The following is an 11,243-nucleotide window of genomic DNA, read 5'->3' as shown; positions in this document are numbered from 1 at the left end:
CGGCGGACGGGGATCGGAGGCTCGGGATGCGCGGCGACGACCTGCACGACCTGCACGACCAGACGGACGAGGCGACCCTCGACGACCTGCGCCTCGAGCTGGCGGTGCTGCGGGCCGCGGTGTCGGCGCCCACCCCGGCGGAGCTGGTGGCGGCCGTCGTCGAGCTGGCCCGCGAGCACCTGGGCGCGACGGTCGGCGTCGCCCGGATCCACGACGGCCCCTTCGTCGGTCTCCTGCACGTCGCGCCCGACCACGTCTGGCCCGCCAGCGGCACCGGGGCGCTGTCGGCCACCACGACCGAGGGGTCGCGGGCGCTCGCCGCACGCTGCTGGGAGCGCCGCGAGGCGCACGTGCTGACGGCCGACGAGGTGCTGAGCGGCGACACGTACGCGCGCGCCGACCGGATGGTGCTCGCCGGCGCGGTCCTCCAGGCGGTCGGACGCGGGGTCGACGAGGCGATGGTGGTGGGCGTCGGCGAGGGCGAGGAGTGCTTCGGCGTGCTCGCCCTCGTGCGACCCACCGGTGCGCCGGCGTGGACGCGCGGGGAACGGGCCAGCGCCGTGCGGCTGGGCCGCGACCTCGGCGCCGTCCTGCGCCGCTCGACCCTCCCGGCGCCGGTTGCGCCGAGCGTCGCGCCCCAGCGGCAGGAGGTCGCGGGCGTACGCCCCGGCGTCGCGGTGGCCGACGGGGCGGTCGACCTCAGCACCTCGGTGCACCGCGTCGTGGCCGACCAGCGCGTCCTCGCCGGTGCCGGCGGCGTGCGGGTCAGCGCCGAGGTCGCCGACGGCCTGCGCGTGCGGGGCGAGGCCCTCGACGTCGAGCTGCTGGTGTCGAACCTGGTCACGAACGGTGTGCGCTACACCGACGCGGGCGGGGAGGTCGACGTGCGGCTCGAGCGGGTCGGCGCCGACGTGGTCCTCGACGTCGAGGACACCGGTCACGGCATCGCCGAGGTCGACCAGCGCCACCTGCTCGCGCCCCGCGACGGCAGCGGGCCCGACGTGTCCGAGCGCACCGGCAGCGGGCTCGCGATCGTGCGTCAGGCCCTCGAGCGGCTCGGAGGCACGATCGACGTCGAGGCGCGCGCCGGGCACGGCAGCCGGTTCACCGTCAGGCTGCCGTCGGCCTGATCAGCCCGCCGCGACGTCCACGCGCCGACACCAACGGCGCGTGCGGGCGAGGGTGTCGGCGTCGTACGCCCCGAGCGCGGCCGCCTCGTCGACCCCCAGCAGCTGCGCCGCCGCGGCGGCGTCGCCGTCCAGGCAGGCGCGGACCGCCGCGAGGACGCCCGCCGGGTCCGCGCCACCGCCCGGGGTCCCGGTCGCCGGCGCGAGGACCGACTCCACCGGCACCTCGCGGTCGAGCGCGGCGTCGACCGTGCGGGCCCAGGAGGCGGGATCGGTGCCCCGGCCCGTCGGCGCGGGCACGCCGGCGACCAGCTCGGCGTACGAGAGCTCGTCCAGCACCGCGTCGCGCCCGTGCTCGGGGAGGTCGTCGGGCAGCACGACCGTGACCAGCAGGTCGTCCGGCGTCGCGAGGCCGGCCTCGCGCAGGGCGTCGACGGCGGCGACGACCCGGCGGACGTTGCCGGCGGGGTCGGACAGGTCGCGCAGCGACGTGCGCACCCCGACCACGCGCAGGCCGCGACGGGCGGCGAGCCGGAGCGGGCCGTCGAGCTGGGCGGCGCCGCCCGTCGCCACGATGGTCAGGGGGAGCGCGGAGCCCTCGGGCACGGCCGGCAGGTCGGTGTCGGCGACGGCCACCGCACCGACCCGGGGGTCCAGGGTCAGGGCGTCGTCGGCCAGGTCGGGCGCGCCGACGACGGTGCGCAGGCCGTGCAGCGGGTCCGAGGAGGGGTCCGGGGAGGTCACGGCCCCCGAGCGTACGGGGACGCTCAGGCCGCCACCACCCGCGCGCTCGGCCGCTCGAGACGCTCGTGGACCTCGAGCATCCGGGCCACGGTGGCGCTCCAGGGGAACTGCTCGGCCCGGGCCCGGGCGGCGGCGCGACGCTCGGCCTCCGGACGGGCGGCCACCTCGAGCACCGCCTCGGCCAGGGCCGTCGGACGCGGCGGCGCCCACGCCCCGGAGCCGGCGTCGACGAGCTCGCGGGCGCCCCCGCTGGCGGCCGTGACGACGGGCGTACCGCTCGCCAGCGCCTCCAGCACCGCCAGGCCGAAGGTCTCGCCGGGGCACACCGACAGCGCGACGTCGGCGGCCGCGACCCGAGCGGCGAGCTCGTCGCGGTCGGCGACGTGACCGTGGAAGGTGACGGGCGCGCGGCCCGCGATGGCCTGCAGCTCGTCGAGGTGGGGGCCGTCGCCGTAGACGTCGAGGCGCACGTCGACGCCGCGGCGGTGCAGCTCCACCGCGGTGGCCACCGCGAGGTGCGGCGACTTCTCGCGGGAGAGCCGGCCGACGTGCACGAGCCGCAGCGGGCCGTCCTCCGGGGCGTCGCCGTGGGTACGCCCGTCGCGCGGCGCCGCCGGACGGAACGTCTCCAGGTCCACGCCCAGCGGCACGCGCACCAGCGGGCAGCCGACCGCGGCGGCGGCGAGCCGGAACTCCGCGCGGGCGAATCCCGAGGTGACGACGATGGTGTCGAAGTTGCGCACGAGGAGCCTGTTGTAGAGCCCGATCGACACCTTCACGCTCGTGTCGAGGCCCATCCGCATCGACAGCATGTGGTCGAGGCGCTCGTGGGAGAACAGCACCGAGCCGATCTGGTTGCGCCGCGCCCACCGGGTCACGGGCAGCAGGGTGGACTTGTCGTTGACCTCGATCGTCGTGGGCCCGAACCGCTGCAGCACGTCGAGCACCCGCCACGGCTCGACGATGAGGCGGTAGCCGGAGCCCACGCGGGGCGCGCGCAGCTGCACGACGTCGCCGAGGCCGGTGCTGAAGGTCGCGTCGGTCGGCCCCGGCACCACGAGGAGCCGGTCGGCGCCGGCGTCGACGTAGCCCCGGGCGAGGGCGGCGACGGCGGTCTTCATGCCGCCGGAGGCGGGGCCGATGAAGTTGGCGAGCTGGGCGATACGCACGCCGGGTCACCCTGCCGGGCACGGGTGAACGCGCGGGGTGGTCGCGGTGGAGGTCGGGTGTCGGGTCGGCTCGGGTCGGCTCCGGTCGGCTCGGGTCGGCTCGGGGCCGCGACGCCCCCCGGGTGTCGGCGACCGGTGGCAGGATGCTCGCCATGAGCAACGTCGAGGCCCGTCCCGTCGAGGTCGAGTGCGCACCCGGCGGCGGCTGCGCCGGCGGCGTGGAGGTGCTGGCGCCGCGCGACGTGCCGCTCGGCGGCCCGCGGGCGATGCGGGTGCGGCGCACGCTCCCGCAGCGCCAGCGCTCGCTCATCGGCGCGTGGTGCTTCGTCGACCACTACGGGCCCGACCGGGTCGCCGACTCCGGGGGCATGAGCGTCGCGCCGCACCCGCACACCGGGCTGCAGACCGTGTCCTGGCTGTTCACCGGCGAGGTCGAGCACCGCGACTCGGTGGGCACCCACGCGATGGTCCGCCCGGGCGAGGTGAACCTGATGACCGGCGGACGCGGGATCAGCCACTCCGAGGTCTCGCCGCCCACCACCGAGACGCTGCACGGGGCCCAGCTGTGGGTGGCGCTGCCCGACGCGGCGCGGCACACGGAGCCCGCCTTCGAGCACTACGCACCGCCGGCCGTCGCCGGGCCCGGCTGGGAGGCGCGGGTGTTCCTGGGGTCGCTGCTCGGGTCCGTCTCGCCGGTCGACACCTTCACCCCGCTGCTCGGGGCCGAGGTCGTGCTGGAGCCCGGCGCGCGGCTGGCCGTCGACGTCGACCCGACCTTCGAGCACGGCGTGCTCGTCGACACCGGCGACGTGCAGGTCGGCGACACGGCAGCGGCGCGGGCGGACCTGGCGTACGTCGAGCCCGGCCGCGAGGTCCTCGAGCTCGTCGCGGGCGCGGAGGGCGCCCGGGTGCTCGTGCTCGGCGGCCCGCCGTTCGGCGAGGCCATCGTGATGTGGTGGAACTTCGTCGGCCGCACCCACGAGGAGATCGCGGCCTACCGCGCCGAGTGGCAGGCGCAGGTCACCGCGGGCGGCGACGCGGTCGTCCGCGACTCCCAGGACGTGGCCGACGGGCGCTTCGGCGTGGTCGTCGGCGACCACCTGCCGCCCATCCCCGCGCCCGAGCTGCCGAACGCGCGGCTGCGGGAGCGGCGGTGACGGGTCCCGCTCCCGGCCCCGCCACCGACCTGGGCGACGCCGTGCTCGGCGAGGACGGTGTGGCGCGCTGCGTGTGGGCCGCCCGGCCGGGGCCGATGCAGGACTACCACGACACCGAGTGGGGGGTGCCGGTCGCCGGGCGGGGCGTCGAGCGGGAGACCGCCTACTTCGAGCGCCTCACGCTCGAGGCGTTCCAGTCCGGGCTGTCGTGGGCGACCATCCTGGCCAAGCGCCCCGCGTTCCGCCACGTGTTCGCCGGCTTCGACGCGACGGTCGTCGCCGGCTTCGGGGAGGCGGAGCGGGCCGCCCTGATGGCCGACGCCCGCATCGTGCGCAACGGGGCGAAGGTCGACGCCACCGTCGCCAACGCCCGCGCGGTGCTCGAGCTGCGTGCGGAGGGGCCGGACGTCTTCGCCGACCTGCTGGAGGCGTACGCGCCGGACGATCAGCCCCGCCCGCGCACCGTCGCGGAGACCCCGACCACCTCGGCCGGGTCGCTGGCGCTGAGCAAGGAGCTGAAGCGGCGCGGGTTCCGGTTCGTGGGGCCGACGACGGCGTACGCGCTGATGGAGGCGACGGGGATCGTCGACACCCACCTGGTGGCCTGCCACCGCCGGAGGCTCTGAGGCGCCGCGGAGGCGCGCCCGGGCGGGTCAGAACACCCAGGGGATGCCGGCGAGCGCCGGCAGCAGGCCGAGCAGCAGCAGCGGGTGCAGGGGCGAGCGCTGGTGGATCGCGAGCCCGATCCCCATCCCGAGCAGGCCGACGAGACCCGCGATGACCATCAGCCCGACGCGGGCGTCCAGGTGGCCGTCGATGGCGGCCGCCGCGACGACGAGCCCCGCGGCCAGGTGCAGCGCGGTCGTCACCAGCAGGGCGGACATCACCCACTGCTGCACGCGGGTCAGCCGCGCCTCCGCCTCCCGCGAGACGACGGGCGGGTTGTCGAAGTCGATGAGGTGCTTGCGCTTCTTCGGGGCGGGCCGGGCGGGGGTCGACACGCTCTCCAGGATACTCCGGGCCCGGTGCTTGAATGGCGCTCCCATGACGCCTCCCGACCGACCCGGCCAGCCTCCCGGCCCGCCGTCCGGGCGCCGACCGGCCCCGGCCCCGGGCCCGGTCGCGTTCCTCGACGGCATGCTCTGGCTGCTCGGCTTCTGGCTCGGCGGCGAGCTGGTTGTGCGCACCACCGGGCTGCCGGTGCCGGGCGCGGTCGTCGGGATGCTCGGGCTGTTCGTGACGCTGCAGGTGCGCCGGCCCCGCCCGGACGCCCACCTGCTGCGCGCCTCCGACGGGCTGCTCGCCCACCTGCAGCTGCTCTTCGTGCCGGCCGGCGTCGGCATCGTCTCCGTGCTCGGCGTGCTGCGCAGCGACGCGCTGCCGCTCGTCGGCGGCCTGCTGGTGTCGTGGGTGGTGGCGCTGGTGGTCCTCGGCTGGGTCGTGGCCCTGCTGCTGCCCCGCGACCGGGGCGGCCCGGCCGTGCCCGCGGGCGGTGGGGACCGGTGACCTGGCAGCCGGGCGAGGCGCTGGAGTGGGTGCGTACCTCCCCGCTGCTGGGCGTGCTGCTGACGTTGGGGGCGTACCGGGTCGGTCTGTGGCTGCACGCCCGCAGCGGACGGCACCCCGTGACGCAGCCGGTGCTGGTGGCTGTCGTGCTGGTCAGCACGGTGCTGCTGGCGACGGGCACGGCGTACGCCGACTACGCCCGCGGCGGCGACCTGGTCGCGTTCGCCCTCGCCCCGGCGACGGTCGCGCTGGCGGTGCCGCTGCACCGCCAGGCCCACCACCTGCGTCGACTCCTGGTGCCTCTCCTGGTCGCGATCCCGCTGGGCGCGGTGCTCTCGATCGGGGTGGGGTACGGCGTCGTGGTCGCGCTCGGCGGAGACGAGACGCTGGCGCGGACCATGGCGCCGAAGGCCGCGACCACGCCGGTCTCGATCGCGCTGTCGGCCGACGTGGGCGGGATCGTCGCGCTGACCGCCGTGCTCACGATCGGGGTGGGCATCGTCTCCGCCGTGCTGGGGCCTTGGCTGCTGACCCTGGCGCGGGTGCGGCACCCGCACGCCCGCGGGGTCGCGATGGGTGCGGTCTCCCACGGCATCGGGACGTCGCGCTCGCTGGCCGACGACCCGGAGGAGGGCGCGTTCGCGGGCCTCGCGATGGGTCTCACGGCGCTGGCGACGGCCGTGCTGCTGCCCGTGTTCCTGCACGTCGTCGCCCTGATCGGCTCGTGAGGCCGCGCGGGTCCTACCGTTGCCCGCATGACCTCCACGCAGAGCGCCAGCCCCACCGTCCGCCGCGACCTGGAGGGGCGTACGGCGCTCGTGACCGGCGGTGCCGCCGGCATCGGTGCGGCGGCCGCGACGCGGTTGGCGGAGGCCGGGGCGCACGTGGTCGTGCTCGACCGCGACGGTGACGCGGCGGCCGAGGTCGCGGGCCGCATCGGCGGCTCCTCGCTGGTCGTCGACCTGACCGACGCCGACGCGATCGCGGCGATCGACCTCGAGGTCGACGTGCTGGTCAACAACGCGGGCATCCAGCACGTGGCGCCGATCCACGAGTTCGACCCGCAGCGCTGGCAGCTGATCCAGGACCTCATGCTCACGGCGCCGTTCCTGCTGGCGCGGCGTCTGCTGCCGGGGATGTACGCCCGCGGCTGGGGCCGCCTCGTGCACGTCTCGAGCGTCCACGGGCACCGCGCCTCGCCCTACAAGGCCGCGTACGTCGCCGCGAAGCACGGGCTCGAGGGGCTCTCGAAGGTGATCGCGGTGGAGGGTGCGCCGCACGGGGTCACGTCGAACACGGTGTGCCCCGGCTACGTCCGCACCGCTCTGGTCGAGGGCCAGATCGCCGACCAGGCCCGCGAGCACGGCATCGCCGAGGACCGGGTCGTCGACGACGTCCTGCTCGCCCGCACGCCGGTCAAGCGGCTGGTCGAGCCGGCCGAGGTCGCGGACCTCGTCGCCTGGCTCTGCTCGCCCTCCGCCGCCTCCGTCTCCGGCACCGCCCACCTCATGGAGGGCGCCTGGACCGCGCTCTGACCTGCGCCGAGTTGCGGGTTGTGCCGCGCTACGCCCGCGCCCGGTGCGGCGCAACCCGCAGCTCGACGGCGCCGACCGCGGCGCAACCCGCAGCTCGACGCGCGGGAACGACGGCGCCGATCGGGTGTGCGGCCGGGGCCGGTTGAGTAGCGTGCGGGCATGGTCCGTGTGCACGCGTTCGGCGACGACGCCCTCGGTGATCTCGACGCGGTCGGCCTGGTCGAGCACCTGGCCGCCGGCAAGGTGTCCGTGCCCGAGGTGGTCGACGCCGCCATCGCCCGCTGCGAGGCGGTGAACCCCCGGCTCAACGGCCTCGCCCACGACGCGTACACCCGCGCCCGCCGAGAGGCCCGCGACCCGCGCGGCGGCTACTTCTCGGGCGTGCCGACCTTCGTCAAGGACAACGTCGACGTGGCCGGCATGCCGACGCAGGAGGGCTGCGACGCGTTCGTCAGCCCGCCGCGGCCGCGCGACGGCGACTTCTTCCGGATGTACGGGGCGACCGGCCTGCTGCCGATCGGCAAGTCGCAGCTCTCCGAGTTCGGCTTCTCCGCCGTCGCCGAGCACCCCCGCCTCGGCGCGGTGCGCAACCCCTGGGACCCCGACCGCACGGCCGGGGCGTCGTCCGCCGGGTCGGCGGCCTTCGTCGCAGCGGGCGTCGTGCCGATCGCGCACGCCAACGACGGCGGCGGGTCCATCCGCATCCCGGCCGCCGCCTGCGGGCTCGTCGGGCTCAAGCCGACCCGCGACCGCTTCGCCCAGGACCGCGCGCTGCGCGACATGCCCGTCCGGATCGTCTCGGACGGCGTCGTGACCCGCAGCGTCCGCGACACCGCGGCCTTCCTGCGCGAGGCCGAGAGGGTCTACCGCAACCTCAAGCTCCCGCCCGTCGGCGACATCACGCGCCCGGGCACGAAGCGGCTGCGCGTGGCCCTGGTGACCACGAGCGTGGGCACGGCGGCGACCCCGGAGGTCCGCGCCGCGACGCTGGAGACCGGCCGCCTCCTGGAGGAGCTCGGCCACCACGTGACCGAGCTCGACACGCCCCCGGTGCCGGCGTCGTTCAAGGACGACTTCCTCCTCTACTGGGGCTTCCTGTCGACGTTCCTCGTCGGCTCGGGCCCGCTGCGGCACCGCGGTTCCTGGGACGCCACGCGCCTCGACAACCTGTCGCGGGGGCTGGCGCGGTACGCGGCCCGTCGCGCGCACCGGCTGCCCGCGGCGACCGCGCGTCTCGCCGCGTCGGGCCGGGTCAGCGCCCGGTTGTTCCGCGACCACGACGTGGTGCTGACGCCGACGCTGGCCGCGCCCACCCCGCTGGTCGGCCACCTCGACCCGATGCAGGACTACGAGACCGTGATCGAGCGGCTGATGGCGTGGGTGGCGTTCACCCCGCTGCAGAACGCCACGGGCGAGCCGGCCGTGTCGTTGCCGCTGGCCACGGACCCGGCCGGGATGCCGCTGGGCATGATGTTCGGCGCCGCCCGCGGCCAGGAGGCCACGCTCCTCGAGCTGGCCTACGAGCTCGAGGAGGCGCGGGGCGGCTGGGCCTCGCCCGCCGGGGCCTGACGGCCCGGGACGGCCGAGTCAGCCCAGCGGCTCGAGCGTCGCCGGCGCGACGGCGCTGGAGTCGCGCGTCACGAGCCGTCCCACGACCTCGTGGCGGCGGGGCTCGGGGGCGGGGTCCTGGAGCGCCAGGCGCAGGGCGTCCTCGCCCATCTGCGCCATGGGCAGGTGGTACGTCGTCAGCGCGGGGCTCAGGTCCATCGCGACGGCCACGTCGTCGAACCCGGTGACCGACATCCGGCCGGGCACGGGCACGCCCTCCTCGCGGAAGACCGACAGGCACCCGATCGCCATGTCGTCGTTGAGCGCCAGCACGGCGGTCGCGGTGGGGTGCTCGGCGAGGATGCGCCGCGCGCACTCCCGGCCGCCGTCGCGGGTGAACGGCCCCTCGAGGAAGGGCACGGCGTCGGGGTCGAGGCCGGCGTCGGCGACCGCCGCGCGTACGCCCGCCAGCCGGTCGGCGACCGTCGTCAGCACGGGGGAGCCGGCCACGACGACGATCTCGCGGTGGCCGAGACCGAGCAGGTGGGCCGCGATCGCGCGGCCGCCCTCGGCGTTGGGCGGCAGGACGGCGTCGGAGCCGAGGTGGTGGCGCCCGATCACGGCGACGCGGCCGCCGCCCTCGGCGAACCGGTCGAGCTCGCGGCGCACCGGCGCCTCGATGCCGGGGTCGTCGAAGCCGGAGCCGGCGACCACGATGGCCGCGACGCGGTGCGCCACCAGCGTGCGCACCTGGCGCAGCTCGGCCTCGGGGTCGCGACCGGTGTGGCAGATCTGCAGCGAGAGCCCCTCGCGGTCGGCGAGGCGCAGCAGGCCGCTGGCGATCTCGGAGAAGTAGGGGTCGCCGATCTCGTGGACGACGAGACCGACCGTCTTGGAGTGCCCGCCCGCGAGGGTGCGCGCGTGGACGTTGGCGACGTAGCCGAGCTCGTCCGCGTGGCGGCGCACGGTCTCGGCGACCGCTGGGCGTACGCCCGGGGTGCCCGCGAGCGCGCGCGAGGCCGTGGCGATCGAGACGCCCGCCGCGCGGGCGACGTCGATCAGTCGTGGGCCCGACTCCTTCGTCGCCATGACCTCTCCTTCCTGCCGGTGGTCGGCGTCACAAATCTTCCGCTGTGACCCTTGCCACATCCGCCCCGTTCGGCCTACGTTACACGTAAGCGCTTACGTAAGCGCTTTCATCAACGGAGGGCTCAACACCATGAAGCTGGTACGGACCAGGCGCCGCGCGGTCGCAGCGCTGGGATGCGTCGCCATGGCGACGACGATGGCGGGCTGCGGACTCGGTAGCAGCGCAGGCGGCAGCGGCAGCGACGACGAGATCGTCATCGGCATCTCGCTCCCGCTCACGGGTGACTTCAGCGAGCCCGGCAAGGGCGTCGAGCGCGGCTACGAGGCCTGGGCGGAGTACGTCAACGAGAACGGCGGCCTGCTCGGCAAGGACGTGCGCCTCGTGATCCTCGACGACCAGTCGAACGCCGACCGCGTGGCCTCCGACTACGAGCGGCTGATCAACCAGGAGAACGTGGACCTCATCTTCGGTCCCTTCTCCACCCGCCTCGTGGTCCCCGCCGCCCAGGTGGCGCAGGACTACGGGTTCCTCTTCGTGGAGCCGGCCGGCGCGGCCGACGAGGTCTTCGAGCAGGGCTTCGACAACCTCTTCTACGCGGCCCCCGCGGTCGCCGACGACCACTACAAGCTGCTGGCCGAGCACATCCTCGCGATGCCGGAGGACCAGCGTCCGCAGACCGCGGCGTACGCGACCATGGACGACCCGTTCGCCCAGGGCACGGCGTACGGCCTGCGCGACGCGCTCGCCGAGGCCGGCATCGAGACCGTGGTGGACGAGGTCTACCCGCCCAACACCACGGACTTCTCCAACATCGCGGCGCAGATCGCGGACTCCGACGCGGACATCGTGGTCGGCGGCACGCAGTACCAGGACGCGGTCAACCTGATCGTGGCCCTGCGCCAGCTCGGCTACCAGCCCGACCTCGCGGCCTTCTCGACCGCTCCGACGAACCCCGAGTTCCCCGAGGCGATCGGCGAGGGCACCGAGGGGATCATCTCGCCGACCGGCTACACGCCCGAGGCGCAGTTCCCCGAGAACGAGGCGTTCGTCGAGTTCTACACCGAGAAGCACGGCAACCCGCCCGCCGAGGACGAGGCCAACGCCTGGACCACCGGCGAGGTCGTCGCCGCGGCCGTCGAGGCCGTCGAGTGCGCCGACCCGTCGGCCGAGTGCCAGCAGCAGCTCATCGACTGGCTGCGCGACAACGAGGTCGACACGGTCGTCGGTCCGCTGAGCTGGGACGCCAACGGTCGTCCGCAGAGCGCCCACCTGATCCAGCAGTACGTCGACGGCGAGATCCGCATCGTCCTCCCGGGCGACACCGCCGAGGCCGAGCTGATCTACCCGAAGCCGGCGTGGTGATCTGA

The 11,243-nt window shown here is 75.6% G+C and carries 12 protein-coding genes; 8 read left to right on the top strand and 4 right to left on the bottom strand.

The window, feature by feature from the left end; translation table 11 throughout:
* The first annotated feature begins 26 nt into the window (after window positions 1-26).
* A complete protein-coding gene (locus RDV89_RS03265) occupies window positions 27-1,130 on the top strand; it encodes a sensor histidine kinase (protein WP_315731257.1) in 1,104 nt (367 codons plus the stop codon).
* Here the strand turns inward: RDV89_RS03265 and RDV89_RS03260 are convergent, their stop codons facing one another.
* Both RDV89_RS03260 and RDV89_RS03255 read right to left on the bottom strand, forming a co-directional pair.
* The gene (locus tag RDV89_RS03260) at window positions 1,131-1,871 is read right to left on the bottom strand and encodes a hypothetical protein (RefSeq protein WP_315731255.1); all 741 of its coding nucleotides are present in this window, start codon (window positions 1,869-1,871) and stop codon (window positions 1,131-1,133) included.
* A gap of 23 nt (window positions 1,872-1,894) precedes the next feature.
* Window positions 1,895-3,040 carry a glycosyltransferase gene (locus RDV89_RS03255; protein ID WP_315731253.1) on the bottom strand — a complete coding sequence of 382 codons (1,146 nt, stop codon included), beginning with the start codon at window positions 3,038-3,040 and terminating at the stop codon, window positions 1,895-1,897.
* Between the two features lie 152 nt (window positions 3,041-3,192).
* On the opposite strand from RDV89_RS03255, the gene RDV89_RS03250 reads away from it, so the two are divergent.
* Both RDV89_RS03250 and RDV89_RS03245 read left to right on the top strand, forming a co-directional pair.
* On the top strand, window positions 3,193-4,197 hold the full coding sequence (locus tag RDV89_RS03250; protein WP_315731251.1) for a pirin family protein: 1,005 nt from the start codon (window positions 3,193-3,195) through the stop codon (window positions 4,195-4,197).
* Window positions 4,194-4,823, top strand: coding sequence for a DNA-3-methyladenine glycosylase I (locus tag RDV89_RS03245; RefSeq protein ID WP_315731249.1), 630 nt, complete (start codon window positions 4,194-4,196; stop codon window positions 4,821-4,823). Before RDV89_RS03250 ends, RDV89_RS03245 begins: the two co-directional genes overlap by 4 nt.
* 27 nt (window positions 4,824-4,850) lie before the next feature.
* On the opposite strand, the gene RDV89_RS03240 is transcribed toward RDV89_RS03245, so the two are convergent.
* Window positions 4,851-5,198, bottom strand: coding sequence for a hypothetical protein (locus tag RDV89_RS03240; protein ID WP_315731248.1), 348 nt, complete (start codon window positions 5,196-5,198; stop codon window positions 4,851-4,853).
* Between the two features lie 43 nt (window positions 5,199-5,241).
* Between RDV89_RS03240 and RDV89_RS03235 the strand changes: the two genes are divergently transcribed.
* The 4 genes from RDV89_RS03235 to RDV89_RS03220 all read left to right on the top strand — a co-directional run bounded on the left by RDV89_RS03235 (window position 5,242) and on the right by RDV89_RS03220 (window position 8,807).
* Window positions 5,242-5,703, top strand: a complete 462-nt coding sequence (locus tag RDV89_RS03235; RefSeq protein ID WP_315731246.1) for a CidA/LrgA family protein — start codon at window positions 5,242-5,244, stop codon at window positions 5,701-5,703.
* The gene (locus tag RDV89_RS03230) at window positions 5,700-6,431 is read left to right on the top strand and encodes an LrgB family protein (protein WP_315731244.1); all 732 of its coding nucleotides are present in this window, start codon (window positions 5,700-5,702) and stop codon (window positions 6,429-6,431) included. The genes RDV89_RS03235 and RDV89_RS03230 overlap by 4 nt, the downstream gene beginning before the upstream one ends.
* 27 nt (window positions 6,432-6,458) lie before the next feature.
* Window positions 6,459-7,238, top strand: a complete 780-nt coding sequence (locus RDV89_RS03225; protein WP_315731243.1) for a 3-hydroxybutyrate dehydrogenase — start codon at window positions 6,459-6,461, stop codon at window positions 7,236-7,238.
* Window positions 7,239-7,397: 159 nt separating this feature from the next.
* Entirely contained in the window at window positions 7,398-8,807 is a 1,410-nt protein-coding gene (locus RDV89_RS03220) for an amidase (RefSeq protein WP_315731242.1), read from the top strand.
* 18 nt (window positions 8,808-8,825) lie between these two features.
* Here RDV89_RS03220 and RDV89_RS03215 read toward each other — a convergent pair whose 3' ends face one another.
* The gene (locus RDV89_RS03215) at window positions 8,826-9,875 is read right to left on the bottom strand and encodes a LacI family DNA-binding transcriptional regulator (protein WP_315731241.1); all 1,050 of its coding nucleotides are present in this window, start codon (window positions 9,873-9,875) and stop codon (window positions 8,826-8,828) included.
* A gap of 184 nt (window positions 9,876-10,059) precedes the next feature.
* Here RDV89_RS03215 and RDV89_RS03210 point away from each other — a divergent pair, with 184 nt between their 5' ends.
* Complete coding sequence (locus RDV89_RS03210) at window positions 10,060-11,238, top strand: amino acid ABC transporter substrate-binding protein (protein ID WP_315731240.1); 1,179 nt, start codon at window positions 10,060-10,062, stop codon at window positions 11,236-11,238.
* Window positions 11,239-11,243: the final 5 nt, after the last annotated feature.

The organism is Nocardioides imazamoxiresistens (assembly GCF_032378595.1).
GTDB lineage: Bacteria > Actinomycetota > Actinomycetes > Propionibacteriales > Nocardioidaceae > Nocardioides > Nocardioides imazamoxiresistens.
This window is presented reverse-complemented; position numbering and strand designations above follow the sequence as displayed.

Coding starts and splice junctions, on each gene's coding strand:
- RDV89_RS03265 (WP_315731257.1), top strand. CDS start 27: ATGCGCGGCGACGACCTGCACGACCTGCACGACCAGACGGACGAGGCG.
- RDV89_RS03250 (WP_315731251.1), top strand. CDS start 3,193: ATGAGCAACGTCGAGGCCCGTCCCGTCGAGGTCGAGTGCGCACCCGGC.
- RDV89_RS03235 (WP_315731246.1), top strand. CDS start 5,242: ATGACGCCTCCCGACCGACCCGGCCAGCCTCCCGGCCCGCCGTCCGGG.
- RDV89_RS03225 (WP_315731243.1), top strand. CDS start 6,459: ATGACCTCCACGCAGAGCGCCAGCCCCACCGTCCGCCGCGACCTGGAG.
- RDV89_RS03220 (WP_315731242.1), top strand. CDS start 7,398: ATGGTCCGTGTGCACGCGTTCGGCGACGACGCCCTCGGTGATCTCGAC.
- RDV89_RS03215 (WP_315731241.1), bottom strand. CDS start 9,875: ATGGCGACGAAGGAGTCGGGCCCACGACTGATCGACGTCGCCCGCGCG.
- RDV89_RS03210 (WP_315731240.1), top strand. CDS start 10,060: ATGGCGACGACGATGGCGGGCTGCGGACTCGGTAGCAGCGCAGGCGGC.